General features: G+C 62.3%; 17 protein-coding genes, 1 other RNA gene and 1 pseudogene. 13 read left to right on the forward strand and 6 right to left on the reverse strand.

All coding sequences use genetic code 11. The features are described from left to right. Nucleotides 1-223 precede the first annotated feature (223 nt). The 6 genes from WH91_RS01510 to rnpB all read left to right on the forward strand — a co-directional run bounded on the left by WH91_RS01510 (nt 224) and on the right by rnpB (nt 5,796). Complete coding sequence (locus WH91_RS01510) at nt 224-1,372, forward strand: DUF2336 domain-containing protein (RefSeq protein ID WP_046169245.1); 1,149 nt, start codon at nt 224-226, stop codon at nt 1,370-1,372. A gap of 250 nt (nt 1,373-1,622) precedes the next feature. Further along, nucleotides 1,623-2,573, forward strand: a complete 951-nt coding sequence (locus tag WH91_RS01515; RefSeq protein WP_046169246.1) for an ArsR/SmtB family transcription factor — start codon at nt 1,623-1,625, stop codon at nt 2,571-2,573. A 12-nt stretch (nt 2,574-2,585) separates the two neighbouring features. Continuing rightward, nucleotides 2,586-3,485, forward strand: coding sequence for a methylenetetrahydrofolate reductase [NAD(P)H] (gene metF, locus WH91_RS01520; RefSeq protein WP_046169247.1), 900 nt, complete (start codon nt 2,586-2,588; stop codon nt 3,483-3,485). 210 nt (nt 3,486-3,695) lie between these two features. Next, a complete protein-coding gene (locus WH91_RS01525; protein WP_046169248.1) occupies nt 3,696-4,496 on the forward strand; it encodes a hypothetical protein in 801 nt (266 codons plus the stop codon). A gap of 149 nt (nt 4,497-4,645) precedes the next feature. After that, nucleotides 4,646-5,371, forward strand: coding sequence for a J domain-containing protein (locus WH91_RS01530; RefSeq protein WP_046169266.1), 726 nt, complete (start codon nt 4,646-4,648; stop codon nt 5,369-5,371). Between the two features lie 33 nt (nt 5,372-5,404). Next, nucleotides 5,405-5,796: RNase P RNA component class A (rnpB, locus tag WH91_RS22315), an RNA gene on the forward strand. 6 nt (nt 5,797-5,802) lie between these two features. On the opposite strand, the gene WH91_RS22310 is transcribed toward rnpB, so the two are convergent. The 5 genes from WH91_RS22310 to WH91_RS01560 form a co-directional block, all read right to left on the reverse strand. Further along, nucleotides 5,803-6,231, reverse strand: coding sequence for a BrnA antitoxin family protein (locus tag WH91_RS22310; RefSeq protein ID WP_052952522.1), 429 nt, complete (start codon nt 6,229-6,231; stop codon nt 5,803-5,805). Further along, nucleotides 6,224-6,478 (reverse strand): BrnT family toxin, encoded by a 255-nt coding sequence (locus WH91_RS01545; RefSeq protein ID WP_046169249.1) that lies wholly within the window; start codon nt 6,476-6,478, stop codon nt 6,224-6,226. The genes WH91_RS22310 and WH91_RS01545 overlap by 8 nt, the downstream gene beginning before the upstream one ends. Before the next feature lie 74 nt (nt 6,479-6,552). Then, nucleotides 6,553-7,590 (reverse strand): sensor histidine kinase, encoded by a 1,038-nt coding sequence (locus WH91_RS01550; protein WP_425285346.1) that lies wholly within the window; start codon nt 7,588-7,590, stop codon nt 6,553-6,555. Then, the gene (locus WH91_RS01555) at nt 7,590-8,036 is read right to left on the reverse strand and encodes a response regulator (protein WP_046169251.1); all 447 of its coding nucleotides are present in this window, start codon (nt 8,034-8,036) and stop codon (nt 7,590-7,592) included. The genes WH91_RS01550 and WH91_RS01555 overlap by 1 nt, the downstream gene beginning before the upstream one ends. After that, on the reverse strand, nt 8,033-9,526 hold the full coding sequence (locus tag WH91_RS01560; RefSeq protein ID WP_082101936.1) for a sensor histidine kinase: 1,494 nt from the start codon (nt 9,524-9,526) through the stop codon (nt 8,033-8,035). The genes WH91_RS01555 and WH91_RS01560 overlap by 4 nt, the downstream gene beginning before the upstream one ends. Before the next feature lie 218 nt (nt 9,527-9,744). On the opposite strand from WH91_RS01560, the gene rsmH reads away from it, so the two are divergent. The 6 genes from rsmH to mraY all read left to right on the forward strand — a co-directional run bounded on the left by rsmH (nt 9,745) and on the right by mraY (nt 16,913). Further along, nucleotides 9,745-10,746: a 16S rRNA (cytosine(1402)-N(4))-methyltransferase RsmH gene (rsmH, locus tag WH91_RS01565; RefSeq protein ID WP_046169252.1), complete on the forward strand. Its 1,002-nt coding sequence runs from the start codon at nt 9,745-9,747 to the stop codon at nt 10,744-10,746. Continuing rightward, the gene (ftsL, locus tag WH91_RS01570) at nt 10,743-11,132 is read left to right on the forward strand and encodes a cell division protein FtsL (RefSeq protein ID WP_046169253.1); all 390 of its coding nucleotides are present in this window, start codon (nt 10,743-10,745) and stop codon (nt 11,130-11,132) included. Before rsmH ends, ftsL begins: the two co-directional genes overlap by 4 nt. Continuing rightward, the gene (locus WH91_RS01575) at nt 11,132-12,871 is read left to right on the forward strand and encodes a peptidoglycan D,D-transpeptidase FtsI family protein (protein ID WP_046169254.1); all 1,740 of its coding nucleotides are present in this window, start codon (nt 11,132-11,134) and stop codon (nt 12,869-12,871) included. Before ftsL ends, WH91_RS01575 begins: the two co-directional genes overlap by 1 nt. Nucleotides 12,872-12,890: 19 nt before the next feature. Further along, complete coding sequence (locus WH91_RS01580) at nt 12,891-14,333, forward strand: UDP-N-acetylmuramoyl-L-alanyl-D-glutamate--2,6-diaminopimelate ligase (RefSeq protein ID WP_052952523.1); 1,443 nt, start codon at nt 12,891-12,893, stop codon at nt 14,331-14,333. A 75-nt stretch (nt 14,334-14,408) separates the two neighbouring features. Next, nucleotides 14,409-15,800: a UDP-N-acetylmuramoyl-tripeptide--D-alanyl-D-alanine ligase gene (locus WH91_RS01585; protein WP_046169255.1), complete on the forward strand. Its 1,392-nt coding sequence runs from the start codon at nt 14,409-14,411 to the stop codon at nt 15,798-15,800. Nucleotides 15,801-15,827: 27 nt separating this feature from the next. After that, nucleotides 15,828-16,913, forward strand: coding sequence for a phospho-N-acetylmuramoyl-pentapeptide-transferase (gene mraY / locus WH91_RS01590; RefSeq protein WP_046169256.1), 1,086 nt, complete (start codon nt 15,828-15,830; stop codon nt 16,911-16,913). Between the two features lie 45 nt (nt 16,914-16,958). Here mraY and WH91_RS25185 read toward each other — a convergent pair. Beyond that, nucleotides 16,959-17,131, reverse strand: a pseudogene (locus WH91_RS25185) (anti-sigma factor domain-containing protein); the annotation flags it as partial. Between WH91_RS25185 and WH91_RS01595 the strand changes: the two are divergent. Beyond that, nucleotides 17,091-17,390, forward strand: coding sequence for a DUF4394 domain-containing protein (locus WH91_RS01595; RefSeq protein WP_046169257.1), 300 nt, complete (start codon nt 17,091-17,093; stop codon nt 17,388-17,390). The pseudogene WH91_RS25185 and the gene WH91_RS01595 sit on opposite strands and share 41 nt — an antisense overlap. Nucleotides 17,391-17,493 lie beyond the last annotated feature (103 nt).

The following is a 17,493-nucleotide window of genomic DNA, read 5'->3' on the forward strand; positions in this document are numbered from 1 at the left end:
TGGTTCGAGATACTGGGGCCTCGGCATGCTGCCGGGGCCCATTTTTATTTACGGAGCGGTCCATGGCGGTCGCGGCACATAGCGAGACTGTCTAACCCGCTGCGTCCGCGGCGAAGTTTCCGTTACTTAAAACTTGAATCGAATTGGTCCCAGCGCCTTCAGGGGGTCTGAGCACATGGTCTCCACACTGGACCTTGCAAATACCGCGTAACGGGAACGAACCATGTCTGAACTCGACCAGGGCGAACGGGCCTTTGCCAGCTTTCGCGTATTGAGCAGCAGTGGCGACGAGAACCATTCCGAACGCGAACAGTTGTTCCGCAACATGGCGCAGCTGTTCAGTTACGTATCGGACCGTTGCGACGACGAACAGGTCGCCCAGTATGACGAAGTACTGTGCCAGTTGGCCGAACTGGTTGAAGTCGAGGCCCGGATCCATGTCGCCAAACTGCTGGCGCCGCTCGACCGGGCGCCGGGCACGGTGGTTGTCAAGCTGGCCAATGACGATATCGCAGTGGCCAAGCCGCTGCTGGAATTCTCCAACGTGCTGTCGGATGACGATCTGATCGACATCATCGCCCACCAGAGCGAAGAGCATCGCCTGGCCATTGCGAGCCGCAGCACCGTCGCCGACCGGGTCGGCGAGGCGATTGTCGAGCATGGCGAGCGCTCGTCGGTGGTGCGCCTGGTGCGCAACAGCGGCGCTGAACTCGACAAGGCCACCCTCGAAAAGCTGGTCGAACGCGCAGCCCGCGATGTGGAAATTGCTGCCGACCTGCGCAACCGGACCGATATCGACTGGAAGACCCTGCGCGGCGAGATCGATTCGGTGGCCAGCAAGGTGCTGGAGACGCTGGGCGAAGTGGATCGTGGCCGCGGGCTCGATCCGGTAGCCGCAGGCAAGGTCAATGCTGTCGTCTACAACCGCATGCGCAACCGCGCAGGCTTCTCCGCCAATGAGTGGAAGGTGGCTTATAACCAGGTCAAGGCGCTGAGCGATCGCAAGCAGCTCGACGAGCGCGCATTGGCCCGTTTCGCCCGCTTCGGCTACGGTCACCATGCGGCGGCAGCGCTGACGGTGATCCTGAGCGTGGCGCCGGAGGTCTTCGTCAAATGGCTGGCTGGACAGGATTATGTGGCCGTCACCGTTGCTCTCAAGGCCGCTGGCCTGTCTTCGGATTTGTTCGAGGCCATCGTCGCAACGCTGCCTTGGCGCGATCTCCCATCCGAAGCCGACAAGAAAATGGTCGCCAGCCGCTTTGGCGCGCTTGATACGGAAGAGGCGCTGGGGATTTTCGAACTGTGGCGTGCGCATTCGTTCCGTAAGCGGGCGGTGAGTGAAGAGCGGGCGCAGAGCGTGGCTCAGGTTTAGCTCAATTAGCGGGTACCCCCACCTAGCCTCTCCCTGATGAAGGGGAGGAATCTGGCTGGTGTCTATTGTATATCATGCCTCAAACTGGATCGGATTCCTCCCCCTTTTCAGGGGGAGGCGAGGTGGGGGTATGCTTCCTTCCCCTGCACCGAACCATCCACAAAAACTGATTTTTCCCGACACACCCCTTAACCACTAGACCTCTCGCCCAATCCAGATATAAAGACATCTTTATATCTCGTGAGGGGCGATGGCCAGTTTGGAGCAGTTGGTGACGGTGCTGAAGGCGGCGGGTGAGGGGACAAGGCTGCGGCTTTTGGCATTGCTGGCCGATGGTGATCATTCGGTCAAGGACCTCACCGAAATCCTCAAGCAGAGCCAGCCGCGGGTGTCGCGCCATCTCAAGCTGTTGGCCGATGCCGGACTGATCGAGCGCAACGCCGAGGGAGCCTGGGCCTATTATGGGCTGGCACAGGATGGCGATGCGGGCGCGCTGGCGCAGTGGCTGATATCGCGCGTTGATGCGGCCGATATCGAGCGAGCGCGCGACATCGAGCGGCAGCAGAAGGTGCGCGGCGCCCAACAGGCGCAGGCCAGCCAGTATTTTGCCAAGGTCGCCGGCAGCTGGGATTTGCTCAAGACGCTGCACGTGCCGGAAGAAGCCGTGGAAACCGCTGTCGTCGCCGCGCTGGATGGCCGGCAGGTCGAGACGCTGATCGATCTCGGCACCGGTACCGGGCGCATGCTGGAAGTGCTGCAGAATAGTTACAAGCGCGGCATTGGCATCGATTCCAGCCGTGAAATGCTGACCGTGGCGCGGTCGCGGCTGGCGAGTGCCGGCATTAATCATGCGCAAGTTCGTCTCGGCGATATTGGCGATGTCGATCTGACTGCCGGCCCGGCCGATGTCATCGTGGTGCATCAGGTGCTCCATTATTTCGACGATCCGGGTCGCATGCTGGCGCAGGCGCGACGCCTGCTCAAGCCAGGTGGGGAAATGGTGATCGTCGATTTTGCCCCGCACGAACTAGAATTCCTGCGCAGCGAGCATGCCCATCGGCGGCTTGGCCTGTCGCAAAGCCAGATGAGCGGCTGGGCCGCCGCAGCGGGACTTGGCGTCGAGTCCGTCCGCGAATTTCCCAGCCAGAGCACCGACCGTGGCTTGACGGTTTGCCTGTGGCGCCTCAGCGACAAGACTTGAACGGATAGACCCATGCTCGATGATAATCTGCGTGCCAGCCGCCTGACGGCAGACCAGCGCCCCGAACTGCAGATCTCGTTCGAGTTCTTTCCGCCGAAGACCGACGTCATGGAGGAGAAATTCTGGGACAGCGTGCACAAGCTGGCGCCGCTAAAGCCCCGCTTCGTCTCGGTGACCTATGGCGCCGGCGGTTCGACGCGCGAGCGCACCCTGCGCATGGTCAGCCGGATCAAATCCGAAACGGGCGTCGATGCGGCGGCGCATCTGACCTGTGTCGGCGCGACGCGCGACGAGGTAGATGCCGTGGTGCGCGGCTACCAGGATGCCGGTGTTACGCGCATCGTAGCGCTGCGTGGCGATCCGCCCGAGGGCGTCGGGCAGCCGTTCACGCCGCATCCGGAAGGCTATCGGAATGCCGCTGATCTGGTGGGGGGGCTGCGCCGCATCGGCGAATTCGACATTTCAGTGGCCGCCTATCCCGAGAAGCACCCGCAAAGCGCGGACTGGCAGACCGAGATCGATAACCTGAAGCGCAAGATCGATGCCGGCGCCGACCGCGCCATCACGCAGATGTTTTTCACCAATGGCGACTACCTCCGCTACGTCGAGCGCGCACGCGCAGCCGGCATCACGGCGCCCATCGTGCCGGGCATCCAGCCGATCCATAACTTCAAGCAAATCGCCAGTTTCGCCTCGCGCTGCGGCACCTCGATACCCGACTGGCTAGCCGAACGCTTCGACGGGCTCGATGATGAGCCGGAAACCCACGCGCTGGTCGCCTCGGCAGTGGCCGCGGAGCAGGTTACGGAATTGCTCGACGAGGGTGTCACCGAGTTCCACATCTATACCCACAACCGCTCGCCGCTGGCCTTGGCCCTGGCGCGCATCCTCGGTCGCCGGCCAGAGCAATAGTCGCGGATCCGGTGGGACATTAACCTTGTATTCACCATGATCTGGTGCCATTGCGTCTTGGGCCGCGCGCAGGAAAGCTGACATCGCGTCATTCAGCTTCCGTTCAGCTTACGGGGCCCATTGCCGGTAGTGTGGGCGCTTTTCATAAAACGGCCACGAAAATCCGGCTCTTTCGCCGACTGTGGGCGAAGCAATTCGGGACGTAGAAACATGAAGCTTGACCGCCGTATCACCAATGGACTGGCTTGGGCCGGTGTTATTCTCGTTGTCGGCGTGCCGACGGCGGACCTGTTGTCGGCGCAGTTTTCCGGCGATGCGACACCTGTACGCGCGCAGGTCGCGATGGTTGCGCCTGTCGCGCCGATGCCCGCGCCACTCAGTCAGCGCCCTGCCGCCCCAGTTGCCAAGCCGGTGGCCGAAGTTGCATCGGCGACGCCGGCCAAGCCTGTGGCTCCCGCCGTGGCCCAGCCGGTTTCTGTCCCGCAGACGACCGGAGTGGTCAATAATTTCCTGCAGTCCGGCAAGGCTTTGCCGAGCTATATCACTGCCGCCGGTTCGGCGCCCGCACAGGCACAGGTTGCAGCAACGCCGCCGGTCCGCACGCCCATCGTTACTACGCCTGCGCCAGTGACTCCCGGCGTCGACCCGATCCAGGTAGCATCCATCCCGCCGCAGAAGGTGGCGCCCATGCCGATGCCGCTTTCAATGCGCCCGGCCCCGATCCGGGTGCCTGTCGCGACCATGGCGCCGAGCGTTCCTGGCGATATCGTGATTCCGCCCGGCCTTGTGCCCGTCGAGCCGCTGGACACGGTCACTGCTGCCGATCTCGACGACTGGGAAACCGGCCCGCTGTCTGAATATCTCGCGCAAAAGCAGGGTCGGGGCAGTTCGGCCAACGTCACCTCGGACTATGATCCTGATGGCTTTTTCCTCGACCAGGGCCCCAGCCCGTCGCGCCGCGACCGGGTGATCGGCTGGGAAGATCAGGGCTCCTCTTTCTTCGCCGACTGAGGCACTGCCGCCATGCGTCCTTAGACAGTGGACCGGTGCGTGCCTAGCCGATAGGTTGCGCCTCCTGATCGTCGGCGCTGCCGTGCGATTCCACTCACGAGGCGCAGCGGAGCATCATAAGCGTGCGCATGCGCGAAAAGCAGACGGATATGTGGGAGAGACTAGGCGACCTTGTCGGCTCGTTCAGCCAGCGCACCGGCTTTGCGGGCTCGCTGGTCAACGCGCTCGACCCTGACAACTGGTTGCCTGGCGGGCGCGATGCGGCCTTCACGCTGGCGCTAATCGCGCTGGCCGCGAAGATGGCTGTGGCAGATGGCGCGGTTACGGCCTCCGAAGAGCGCGCCTTCCGTGCCACGGTGGAAATCGCTGCGGGCCACGAAGAGCAGATCGTCCGGGTGTTCAACCTCGCCAAGCAGGATGTCGCCGGCTACGACGCCTATGCCCGCAAGGTGACGCGGTTTTTCCACGACAGCCCCGAAACACTCGAACATGTGCTCGACAGCCTGTTCTTCATCGCGACGGCCGACGGTCTGGTGCATCAGGCCGAGCTCGATTATCTCAAGTCGGTCAGCGATATCTTCGGCTTCGACGATGTGCGCTTCGAGCAGTTGGCCAGCCAGCATGTGCAGCTGGAAGCGGGCGTCGATCCCTATGCCGTGCTGGGTCTGTCGCCCAAGGCCGACCCCGCCGAAATTCGCCGGGTCTATCGATTGCTGGTGGCTGAGCATCATCCAGACCGGCTGATCGCCAAGGGCGTGCCCGAGGCGCTGATCGACGTCGCGACCGATCGCATGAAGGCAATCAACCTCGCCTACCAGGCACTGACCAAGCCAGTACAGCGGCCCTTGCTGACCGCCGATCCCGCCAACGCTTGACGCGGACCCTTCCAACTCTCTACATCACGCCAGCCAGTTGACCGGGTGACCGCTGGCAGTGGGGTAACCTGCTGCGGGAGGAAAGTCCGGGCTCCTTCGAAACACGGTGCCGGTTAATGGCCGGCGGGGGCGACCCCAGGGAAAGTGCCACAGAAAGTAAACCGCCACGGCATGCCGGGGTAAGGATGAAAGGGTGCGGTAAGAGCGCACCGGGCAACCAGCAATGGAAGCCGCACGGTAAACCCCACCGGGAGCAAGACCAAATAGGGATGACGCGGGGCTTCGGTCCCAGCCTGTTTTGAGGCCAGATCATCCGGGTTGGTTGCACGAGCGTCCTGGTAACAGGCGCCATAGATGAATGGTCACCACGTCTGCGTCGCAAGGCGCAGGCCCTACAGAACCCGGCTTACAGGTCAACTGGCGTTTTCCTTTCAGCCTCTAGGCGATGCTTTTTTCACGGCCTGTGCCATTCGGGTGCGCCAGTCGTCGCCCTCAGATTTGAAGCGTTCCACCACGTCGGGATCGAGCCGCAGAGTCACGGCCTGTTTGGCATTGTGCAGGCGCGGCCGGCCTCTGCCGCGTCGGATGGATTCGGCGAGTTTGGGCAGCACTTCGTCGATTGGCTTGAGGCGAGAAAGCTCTTCGTCGGTTCGGGGCCGCTCGATTTCCGGATCCGGGCCGATCAATTCGCCGGTTGCATCGTCAACCCACCAGCCATCCTCATCTTGATGAATCTTTCCGACAGCAATCAGCTCTCGCATCTCACGATCATAGGTTTCCCAACGCCGCTGCATTTCAGCATCGTCTTTCGGGCTATCACCCAAATCACTGGTAACAAATGAGGGCCACTTTTCAGCCATTCATCCGGTTCCTTTCCTTCTGATTTGCCCTGCGCATGGAAACAACCGAGATTGCCTCACTGCCGAGCGGCCGAAATATAACTGCGATCACCATGGTTCCATCGATATTGCCAATCGCTAGGCTACGTCCGTCCTTGGCACTCTCCACATAACAGGACAGGAAAAAGTCGAAGGACAGCGCTGCAAAATCCATGCCGTGCTTGGCGATGTTGGACTGACGATTGGCTTCGTCAAAGATAACCCGCATTGCTATTTACGTAGACGAAAATTGAGGCATGTCAATAAACGCACACGAAAATTAACCGCACATCACGCGCAGCCCTAAGCCGAAAACTGCAGGCTCACCCGCGTGCCGATGCCTTCGGTGCGGTAGGCTACGGTGGCGCCGAGGCCGCTGGCCATTGCTTTGACGATGCGGCTGCCGAGGCCGGTTCCCTGCACTTTGCCGGTGCCGTCCCAGCCGATGCCGTCGTCTTCGACGGCGAGGTCGATCAGTTCGCCTTCGCCGCGCCGCATCGAGATGCGAACATCACCGTGGCCGAGATCGGCATAGGCGTATTTTATGGCATTGGTCACCAGTTCGGTGACGATGACGCCGATCGAGGCGGCCTTTTCGGTCGGGATGGCAATGTTTTCGGCCGTCACCAGGATGCGGGAGTCGTTGCCGGTCGCCTTCATCGTGGTTTCGAGTTCGGCGGCGAGGCTTTGGAGGTAGTCACCGATCTGCACCGAGCGCACGTCGTCGCTGGTGTAGAGGTGGCGGTGCACACCGGCGATGGCCTGGATGCGGGCCTGGGTTTCCGCGAGAGCCTGCTTTGCGTCATCGTTGCTGACCGCATTGGCCTGCAAGCCGACCAGCGCGGCGACCATGGCGAGGCTGTTGGCGACACGATGATTGACCTCGCCCAGCAGGATTTCGGCGCGTTCGCGGGCTTGGCGCATTTCCAGTTCGGCGGTGGCCTTGGAGCGCGTCAGGTTGATCAATTCCAGCGCGTTGGTGATGGCGCTGCTGAGCAGTTCGAGGAAATCGGCATCGACGGTCTTGAGCACGTAGTCGGCAGCGCCCGCCTTCAGCGCCGCGATGGCCACCGCGGTCTCGACCGTACCGGTGACGTAGACCACGGCGGGCTTGTCGACCAGGTCTTCCATCTGCGCTAGCACGTCGAGGCCGGTACCGCCGGGCAGATAGTGGTCAAGCCCGACAACGTCTATTCCGCCCTGGCTAATGCGCTCAAGGCCTGCTTCGGCCGTTGCCGCAAGCTCTACCGCATAGCCGCGCCGCTCCAGTGCCTTCTGCACGAGCCGTGCAAGGCCTGGATCGTCGTCGATGTAGAGCACGCGTGGCGGCTGGGTCATAATCAGTTGGTTTCCGGAACCTGCATCACCGCAAAGAACAATCCGAGCTGGCGGATAGCGTTGGCGAAGCCATCATAGTCCACTGGCTTGGTGATATAGACATTGGCGCCAAGGTCGTAGCAGCGCTGGATTTCGCGCTGGTCGTCAGTGGTGGTCAACACGACGACGGGCGAGCGCTTGGTATGCTCGTTGCCTTTGACCTTTTCGAGGATATCGACACCGGTCATGTCGGGCAGGTTGAGGTCGAGCAGCACCAGCAGTTGGCGGCCCTTGTTGGCCGAGCCGGTGCCATCGGGGCCCATCAGGAAGGCCAGCGCGTCCGTGCCGTTGGTGAACGGGATGATTTGGTTGGATACACCGGCGCGGCGGATGTTTTTCTCGATAAGGCGGGCGTGGCCCTCGTCGTCCTCGATCATGATGATGGTGACTGGCTTACCGTCGTTGCTCATGCGGACTGGCTCCCGATAAAGCTGCGCAGGTCGCGCGGCAGGATGATGATGAAAGTGGTGCCGACGCCCAGTTCTGAGCGCAGGGTGATGTCGCCGCCCAGGCTCCGCACCATGGTGCGGACATGGGCGAGGCCGATTCCTTCGCCGGGCTGGGTCTGGGTGCCGGCGCGGCGGAACAGTTCGAAGACGCGTTCGTGGTCGGCGGCAGCGATGCCGCGGCCATTGTCCTCGACCTCGATCTCGATGCGATTGCCCGGTGCCGGCTTGGCGCGCACGGCAAGTTCCAACGGACGGCCGAGCTGCTGATATTTTATGGCATTGTCGAGCAAGTTTCCGAGCACCTGTTCGAGCGACAGTTTATCGGTCACGATGCGTGGCACGTGCACCTCGACAGTCGCCGCGCCGCCGTTTTCGACGATCTGGTGCTGAACGGTCGTGACGGTTGCCTCGGCCATTTCGGCCAGGTTGAGTGCTTCCGGCTTGAGCTGGCGGCGGCCTTCGCGGGAAATCTTGAGGATGGCGTTGATCAGGCTGTCCATCTTGCGGGTGGCGGCGCGGATGAAGGTGATGGCCTCGGGCAGGTCTTCAGTGGCTGCCAGCTTGGCATCGGTGAACTTGGGATCGCCGTCATCGTGTCGATCGGCCATGTAGCCCGAAAGCTCAGCGACGCTGGTTTCCAGCTCGCTGGTAAAGCCCATGATGTTGACCAGGGGCGCCCGCAGGTCGTGCGTCACGATATAGGCGAAGCGCTGGATTTCCTCGTTGGCGCGGCCAAGGTCGGAGGTGCGCTCTTTGACCCGAACCTCAAGGCCGGAATTTGCCTCTTCCACGGCGCGGCGGGCAGCGGCCAGCTCGCGAGTATAGACCAATACGGTCCAGACAGAGCCGCCCACCACGGCGAGGATGATGAAGGCGCCGATGATGGTCACCCAGCGTAGGGCAACCGTGCCGTTGCGCTGGTATTCCAGACCCTCGACGGTACGGGCATCGGCCGCTTCGATTATGGCGGTGAACATGGTGCGCAGGGCATTCATGTCGTCTTTGCCCCGGTCGGTGCGGACGATTTCCATCGCCTGGTCGAGGCGGCCGGCGCGGGCGAGCTGTATGGTTTCGGCGAGCTCCGCGAGCTTGCTGTCACTATTGGCGCGCACCATGGCGGCGACACCGTCGGCCTCGGGGTAGGGAGCCAGCACCTGATCGAGCCTGTCAAGGAACTCCGGCAGGGTGGGAACGGCCGCTTCGTAAGGCGCCAGATAGCTGTCTTCCCCGGTCAGCAGATAGCCACGCTGGCCGGTTTCGGCATCCTGCAGGGCGTTGCGCACACCGACGGCTACAGCCCGCGCGACGCGGGCACTGGTGGTTTCGTTGAACCAGTAATAGTTGTTTTCCACCAGCCAGATGGTGGTGCCAACAATGCTGGCCAGCGCAAAAAAGGCCACGGTCAGCAACAGCGTGGTTGAACGCACAAATACATTGGTCGAAATCGGCATTAACGGTTCCCGGCACGCGTCGCCATGTTCATGGCGCAAAGGCAAAGTGCGGGCAATATCGAAAAGCAATCCAGCTACGGATTTCGGCGATTAGTGGGCATATGGGCGTGAAAATCGGCCACGCCAACCGCATGGGAAACAGAATCTTAAACGTCCTTGGTCAAAGTACGAGTATGTTTACGAACCGGCTTCCCGGCGGTAGTGGAGTAGCGGCATCTATGGGCAAGCGTTTCATGCCCGAAACCAGCCAGGACAACGGCCCCCATGTTCCTGTCCTGCTGGACGAGGTTCTGGCGGCGCTGTCTCCGCTTGAAGGCAAGCGCATCGTCGATGGCACCTTTGGTGCCGGCGGCTATTCGCGTGCCCTGCTGGAAGCTGGCGCCCTCGTCGTTGCCATTGACCGTGACCCAAGCGTCAAGCCCTTTGCCGATGCCCTGATGGCCGAGTTCGAAGGTCGCCTGATCTTTGTGCCTGGCACGTTTTCCGAACTCGATACCCTTGCGTCCGAGCATGGCCCCATAGATGGCGTGGTGTTGGATATCGGCGTGTCGTCAATGCAGCTCGACCAGGCCGAGCGCGGCTTTTCCTTCATGCGCGAAGGCCCGCTCGACATGCGGATGAGCGGGCAGGGCGAGAGCGCTGCCGATTTGGTCAATACGCTCGATGCCGAGCCGCTGGCCAACCTGCTCTATGCCTTTGGCGAAGAGCGTAAGTCGCGCCGCATTGCCCAGTTCATCGTGGCTGCGCGCGAGACCGCGCCGATCCAAACCACGTTGGAGCTTGCGAAAACCGTCGAGAAGGCCATTGGCCGCAAGCCGGGCGATGCCCATCCGGCGACCCGGACGTTCCAGGCGCTGCGTATTGCGGTCAATGCCGAGTTCGAGCAGCTGGTCGAAGCGCTGTTCGCCTCCGAACGCTTGCTCACCGAGGGTGGCAAGCTGGTCGTCGTGACCTTCCATTCACTGGAAGACCGCATCGTCAAGCGCTTCTTTGATCCCGACAAGGGTGGTCCGGCGCAGTCGCGGCACTTGCCGCAGGTGCAAACCGAAGCCCGGCGATGGGTCGAGGTGGCAAAGGCACGCAAGGCCGGAGAATCCGAGCTGGGCCGCAATTCGCGGGCGCGCTCGGCAATTTTGCGGACTGCCACTCGTTCCGACGCAGTGCAGCGTCCCGTCAGTCTTGACGGTCTCAGCGTCCCACAGATCCGGGGCGCCGAATGATCCGCAACTTCAATATCTTCCTGATTTTTACCAGCGTGTTTGTACTGTCGAGCGTTTATGGGCTCAAGTTCTCCATCGAGAACACCGCCAGCGAGCGCACAGAGCTGATCGCCCAGATCGACAGCCAGGAGGGCGAGCTGTCCATTCTGAAGGCCGATGAGGCCGTGCTGAGCCAGCCGGGCCATATTGGCCCCATCGTGGCGCGCCACGAGTTGGCGCTGGCCATTTCACCGGTCAAGCAGGAGCAGTTCGGTGCTTTCGCCGACCTGCCGATGCGTCCCGTGCAGCAGCAGCCCAATAGCTCCGCAATGAACTCGCTGTTTCAAGCGCTGGAAGCCGGTGTCGATCCGATCGACGCCATCCTCGAACTGGAAGGGATCGAATAATGGCCGTCGCAGACGAATTCGCGCCAACCATTTCCCTCGAGGGCGCCCGCAAGGCGCGCGGCAACCTGACCCAGGCACGCATCCGCTGGATGGTGCTGGCCATGGTACTGGGCTTTGGCCTCGTCGGCGCGCGCCTCGTGCAGCTCGGCATGGTCGAGACAGACTCCACCATCGAGGGGCAGGCGCGCGATGTCATCACCGCGACGCGGCCGCCGATCCTTGATCGCAATGGCCTCGAAATGGCGGTCGATATCCGGGTGCCATCGCTATTCGCCGAACCGCGCCGCATCATCGATGTGGAAGAAGCAGTCAAAAAGCTGCGCACGGTGCTGCCGGACCTGGATGAGAAGTGGCTGCGGGCCCGGCTGACCGGCGACAAGGGCTTTGTGTGGGTGCAGCGCGAGCTATCGCCTGCCATTCAGGACAAGGTGATGCGGCTGGGTATTCCCGGCGTCGACTTCATCACCGAATCCAAGCGCTTCTATCCTGGCATGAGTGAAGCCAGCCATATCCTGGGCTCGACCAATATCGATAACCAGGGCATTGCCGGTATCGAACGGCACATGGACAGCGAAGACGTCGCCCTGCTGCAGGACCTCGGTCTGGCGCGCGGCAATGCGCTGGCACCGGTCGAGCTCAGCGTCGACATGCGCGTGCAGCACATCATGCACGAGCAGTTGATGGACGCGATGACTCGCTACAAGGCCATTGCCGCTGCGGGCGTGATGATGGACATTCATACCGGCGAAATCATTGCCTTGGCTTCGGTGCCGGACTTCGATCCGAACGATCCCAAGTCAGCCCTGGTCAAGGACAGCTTCAACCGCATCACCGCCGGCATTTTCGAGCCTGGCTCGATCTTCAAGACCGTGACAATGGCTGGTGCAATCGACGCGGGCGCAGTGCGGCTGACTGATCAGTTCGATGCCCGCTTCGGCGTTCGCTTCGGCCGTTTCACCATCGACGATTTCCACGGCAAGCACCGCATCCTGAGCCTGCCGGAAGTCTATAAATACTCTTCCAACGTCGGCACCATCCGCGTCATGCAGGCGCTTGGCAAGGACAACTACCGCGCCTTCCTCAGCACCATGGGTTTCGATGCCCGCGTGCCGTTCGAACTGCCGGAAATGCGCCTGCCGACCGTGCCCAAGAATTTTTCCGAAGTGGGTGCGGCGACGGCGTCGTTCGGTCATGGCCTATCGGTATCGCCGCTGCACATGGTCACGGCCTATTCGGCCTTCGTCAACGGCGGCAATTACATCGCCCCGACGCTGTACAAGCGAACGGTGGCCGAGGCCGAACCGCTATATCGTCGCGTCGTCCAGCCTTCGACCAGCGAAGCCATTCGCTATCTGATGCGCCTCAACGCGATCGGTTCGGGCGGCTCTGGCTCGCAGATGAACAAGCTGGCGCTGGGCTTCCGCGTCGGTGGCAAGACCGGCACCGCCGAAAAGGTGGTCGATGGCCGCTATTCTTCTAGCAAGGTCACCAACTTTTTCGGTTCGGCTTTCCCTCTGGATAACCCTCGCTATGCAATGATCATCATGATCGACGAGCCCAAGGCGGAAAGCGCGCAGACCGGCACCACGGCCGGCTGGAACGCCGGTACCGTTACCGGTCGCATAGTGCAGCGGGTGGCGCCGATGCTCGGCATTGCGCCCGATTTTTCGCCTCTTATCGACGATAGCCTCGTACCTGCTTCGCTTCGCAACGGCCCGCCCGGCTCACAATTTAACTGATCCAGAAGGATTTGCCCCCGTGTCACTCAGCGTCACACAACTGCTCGAAGGCTCCGGTGCCCGCCCCAAAAAGGGATTGGGTGCGGTTTTTGGCCTCAATTCCGACAGCCGCCGGATCGAGCCGGGGGATATTTTTTTTGCCCTGCCGGGCCATAGCGTTCATGGCAACCAGTTCGTGTCCGACGCGGTCAAGCGCGGCGCCCTGGCGGTGATCACCGATGTTGCTCCCGTCGGCGATCCGGGCGTTCCCGTGGTCGTGGTCAAGGATGTGCGCGCGGCCTATGCCCGTGCCGCGTCCCGCATTTTCGAGCCGCAGCCCGAAATCACCGTTGCAGTGACTGGCACCAACGGCAAGACTTCGGTCGCATCCTTCGTGCGCCAGATCTGGAGCTATGCCGGCGTACCCGGCGCCAGCATCGGCACGCTCGGCGTCGACACCGCGACCCGCCATATCGACGGCAGCCTGACCACCCCGGATTCGCGCACGCTGCATCAGACGATGCGGGCGCTGAAGGCCCAGGGCATCGACTATGTGGCGCTCGAAGCGTCGAGCCATGGTCTTGACCAGCGCCGGCTCGATGGGCTGCATTTCGAGGCGGTCGCCTTCACCAACCTCAGCCGCGACCATCTCGATTATCACGCCGACATGGACGAATACCGCAACGCGAAGCTGCGCCTGTTCACCGACCTGTTGGTCGATGGCGGCGCGGCGGTGGTCAATGTCGATGACCCGGAATACGAGCCCTTCATGTTCGCGGCGCTGGGCGCCAGCGCGACGCTGCTGACGGTGGGCCGCGAAGGCGCCTATATCGAAGTGCTGTCGGTAAAGCCCGAGGGCTACGGCCAGCGCGTCGAAGTGCGTCACGTTGGCGAAAAACTCAGTTTTCACCTGCCGCTGACCGGCGAATTTCAGGTCAGCAACGCCATCGTTGCCGCTGCCCTCGCTATGTCGAGTGGCGTGGACAAGGCGCAGGCATTCCCGGCGCTGAGCGAACTGGTCGGCGCCAAGGGCCGACTGGAACTGGTGGCCGAGCATAACGGCGCGGCGATCTTCATCGATTATTCCCACAAACCCGTCGCGCTCGAATCGGCGCTTGCCTCGCTTCGGCCATATGCCAAGGGGAAGCTGCGAGTCGTGTTCGGGGCGGGCGGCGATCGGGACAAGGGCAAACGACCGATGATGGGCGAAGTCGCCCAGCGTCTGGCCGACGATCTCATCGTCACCGACGACAATCCCCGTACCGAGGATGCTGCGACGATCCGCAAGGAGATTCTGGCTGCCACCAAGGGCGCCAAGGAGATCGGCGACCGCAAGGAAGCTATCGTTTCGGCAGTCAAGTCACTGCAGCCGGGTGATGTCTTGCTGGTTGCCGGCAAGGGCCACGAGGACTACCAGATCGTCGGAACGACGAAGCACCATTTCTCCGACCATGAGGTCGTGGCGGAGGCTATCAAGGGGTAAGATTTTGTGCGATTGGCAAACTCGATCTGACACCTCTTCCATAGGGAGAGTTGGCGCAAGCGGCGGCATTCCGTCATGACCCAGCCCCTGTACACGATCGACGCCATCCTCGCGGCCACGGGCGGCACGAGCGCGCTCGATCCAGCTACCCCAATCAATTCCATCACCATCGACTCGCGCGAGATCGGGCCTGACGCGCTGTTTGTCGCCATCAAGGGTGACCGCTTCGACGGGCATGACTTCGTCGAGACGGCACTGAACAATGGCGCCGTTGCAGCGCTGGTCAACCGTGGTCACGGCGACCGGCGTGTGGTGGTTTCAGATGCATTGGAAGGCCTGCGTGCCATCGGGCGGGCGGCGCGGGACCGTAGCCGGGCCATCGTGGTCGGCGTTACCGGCAGCGTTGGCAAGACCACCACCAAGGAAGCTATCCGCGTGGTGTTCGAGGCGGCGGGCGAAACCCACGCTTCGATCAAAAGCTTCAATAATCACTGGGGCGTGCCGCTGATGCTGGCGCGGTTTCCGGAGCGGGCGCAGTTCGGCGTGTTCGAGATGGGCATGAGCGCGCCCGACGAAATCCGGCCGCTGGCGCAATTGGTGCGGCCGCATATTGCCGTCATCACCACCATCGCGCCGGCCCATCTGGAGAGCTTCGGCTCGCTCGATGGTATCGCCCGCGCCAAGGCCGAAATCTTCGCCGGGCTCGAGCCGGGCGGCACGGCGGTGCTCAATGCCGATCATCAACAGCTCGCTGTCCTGCTCGACGAGGCAAGTGCGGCCGGCGTTGGCCGGATTGTCACCTACGGCGAAGCGTCTGGGGCCGATTGGCGAATTCTCAATATCGAAATCGCCGCCGACAAGTACTTTGCGACCATCGACCACGACGGCGAGCGCCATGCATTGGTGTTGAATGTTCCAGGACGGCACATGGTCGCCAATGCCACGGCGGCTTTGGCCGTCAGCTATCTTGCTGGCATCGAGTCGGACGTGGCGTTGCGGGCGCTGGCTGGCTTTGGCGCACAGGCGGGCAGGGGGCAACGCCTGCGTCTAGGGTCCGGCGACAGAGTGCTGCTGCTGACCGATGAAAGCTACAATGCCAACACGGCTTCGATGAATGCCGCGTTGGAGGTGTTTGCTGCCCAGACCGCGCCGGGCGGCCGCAAGGTGGTCATCCTGGGCGACATGCTGGAACTGGGCGAACAGTCGGCGAGCCTCCATGCCAGCCTCGCTCCGGCGGTGACGGCGACGGGCGCCGACCGCATCTATCTGATCGGGCCGGGCATGGCGGCGCTCGCTGACGCAGTCGGCGCCGGCCGTGTTGCCGCACACACACAGACGGCCGCAGAGATGGCGGAGATCGTGCTCAACGATCTTGCCTATGGCGACGCAGTTATGGTCAAAGGGTCCAACGGCGTGGGCCTGGCGGGAATTGTCGACAAAATCCGCAACCAGTTCGGCAATAACTGACCCCACCCAACGAGGACGCTTCGCTTCATGTTGTACTTCCTTGGTCAGTTGAGCGACGCTCTCACGGCCTTCAACGTCTTCCGCTACATCACCTTCCGCACGGCAGGCGCAGTTATCACCGCGCTGTTTTTCGTGTTCCTGTTCGGCCCCGGCATGATCGCGCTGTTGCGTCTCAAGCAGGGTCGGGGCCAGCCGATCCGCGAAGACGGTCCGGCGGGACACCTGCTCACTAAGAAGGGCACGCCCACCATGGGCGGGCTGATGATCCTGTCGGGGGCGGTGATTTCAACGCTGCTCTGGGCCAATCTCAGCAACGGCTACGTCTGGGTCGTGCTGTTCGTGACCATCGGCTTCGGCGCCATTGGCTTTTACGACGACTACCTCAAGGTCAAGCGGATGAGCCATGCCGGCTTTGGCGGACGGCAGCGCCTGCTGCTTGAAGCGCTGATCGGCTGTATCGCCGCGTTCTTTATTTCCCAGCTCGCTGCCGGTTCGTACGGGACGTCGCTGCTGTTCCCCTTCGTCAAGGACCTGGCGCTCAATCTTGGCTATTTCTACCTGCTGTTTGGCGGCTTCGTCATCGTCGCGGCGGGCAATTCCGTGAACCTGACCGATGGTCTCGATGGTCTTGCCATCGTGCCGGTCATGGTGGCTGCGGCCTGTTTCGCGCTGATCGCCTATCTGGTCGGTAGCGCGAACTTCTCCGAATATCTGCTGCTCAACGCCGTGCCCGGCACGGCTGAGCTGTCGGTGGTCTGCGGCGCGTTGATCGGCGCGGGGCTTGGCTTTTTGTGGTTCAACGCGCCGCCCGCGCAGATTTTCATGGGCGATACCGGCTCGCTGGCCTTGGGCGGCGCGCTCGGCACCATCGCCGTTGCCACCAAGCATGAGCTGGTGCTGGCGATCATCGGCGGGCTGTTCGTGCTCGAGGCGGTCTCGGTGATCGTGCAGGTCGCCTCGTTCAAGCTCACCGGCAAGCGGGTGTTCCGCATGGCGCCGATCCACCACCATTTCGAGCATCTCGGCTGGACCGAAAGCCAGGTGGTGATCCGCTTCTGGATTATATCCTTCGTGCTGGCACTGATCGGGCTCTCAAGCCTGAAGCTGCGCTAGGATTTCCGTGTCTGTCTGGTCAGCGGCAAAAGCCGCTGACCAGACAGGCGGTCGGGCGAAGCCCTTGACCAGGATCGGGCCGGTCGGCCGTCCGGTGGGTGAGCCGGGGCAAGTTCTAGCGTGATCTCGTAGAGTTGGCCGCTGGCCGGCTCTGGCAGTTCCGGACCCGTCAAGTTGATGGTGCGCGGATCGCTGAAGGTGCCCAACGACACTGGGCCGGTGGCTGGATCCATCGCGGCGCTGATCCAGCAGGCTCCGCCCAATAACGGCGTGCTGAAGGCCATCGGCAAGCTCGGCGTTGAGGGCGGTTCGTCCTATGCGTTCGATATCGCATCTACCGAAGATCTGACCAACACGGCTTACCTGGTGATCGACAAAGTGCTGCACACGGTGGATATCGCCACTGGTGCCGCCACGGAAGCCGGCGCCATTGAAGGAGTAGACGGTATGATCAGCGATATTGCTGTTCTTCAGTAACTAAGTCTCCAGTCGACACCCTCCCCCTTGAGGGGAGGGTGTGCTTACAACGGGCACATTGTGGCTCTCATCACCCCACCCTCAATCCCTCCCCATTCAGGGG

This window comes from Devosia psychrophila, from assembly GCF_000971275.1.
In the GTDB taxonomy this organism is placed as follows: domain Bacteria; phylum Pseudomonadota; class Alphaproteobacteria; order Rhizobiales; family Devosiaceae; genus Devosia; species Devosia psychrophila.

Bases quoted from the DNA above. Each gene is read 5' to 3' on its own strand.
- WH91_RS01510 (WP_046169245.1), top strand. From the start codon at position 224: ATGTCTGAACTCGACCAGGGCGAACGGGCCTTTGCCAGCTTTCGCGTA.
- WH91_RS01515 (WP_046169246.1), top strand. From the start codon at position 1,623: ATGGCCAGTTTGGAGCAGTTGGTGACGGTGCTGAAGGCGGCGGGTGAG.
- metF (WP_046169247.1), top strand. From the start codon at position 2,586: ATGCTCGATGATAATCTGCGTGCCAGCCGCCTGACGGCAGACCAGCGC.
- WH91_RS01525 (WP_046169248.1), top strand. From the start codon at position 3,696: ATGAAGCTTGACCGCCGTATCACCAATGGACTGGCTTGGGCCGGTGTT.
- WH91_RS01530 (WP_046169266.1), top strand. From the start codon at position 4,646: ATGTGGGAGAGACTAGGCGACCTTGTCGGCTCGTTCAGCCAGCGCACC.
- WH91_RS22310 (WP_052952522.1), bottom strand. From the start codon at position 6,231: ATGGCTGAAAAGTGGCCCTCATTTGTTACCAGTGATTTGGGTGATAGC.
- WH91_RS01545 (WP_046169249.1), bottom strand. From the start codon at position 6,478: ATGCGGGTTATCTTTGACGAAGCCAATCGTCAGTCCAACATCGCCAAG.
- WH91_RS01555 (WP_046169251.1), bottom strand. From the start codon at position 8,036: ATGAGCAACGACGGTAAGCCAGTCACCATCATCATGATCGAGGACGAC.
- WH91_RS01560 (WP_082101936.1), bottom strand. From the start codon at position 9,526: ATGCCGATTTCGACCAATGTATTTGTGCGTTCAACCACGCTGTTGCTG.
- rsmH (WP_046169252.1), top strand. From the start codon at position 9,745: ATGGGCAAGCGTTTCATGCCCGAAACCAGCCAGGACAACGGCCCCCAT.
- ftsL (WP_046169253.1), top strand. From the start codon at position 10,743: ATGATCCGCAACTTCAATATCTTCCTGATTTTTACCAGCGTGTTTGTA.
- WH91_RS01575 (WP_046169254.1), top strand. From the start codon at position 11,132: ATGGCCGTCGCAGACGAATTCGCGCCAACCATTTCCCTCGAGGGCGCC.
- WH91_RS01585 (WP_046169255.1), top strand. From the start codon at position 14,409: ATGACCCAGCCCCTGTACACGATCGACGCCATCCTCGCGGCCACGGGC.
- mraY (WP_046169256.1), top strand. From the start codon at position 15,828: ATGTTGTACTTCCTTGGTCAGTTGAGCGACGCTCTCACGGCCTTCAAC.
- WH91_RS01595 (WP_046169257.1), top strand. From the start codon at position 17,091: ATGGTGCGCGGATCGCTGAAGGTGCCCAACGACACTGGGCCGGTGGCT.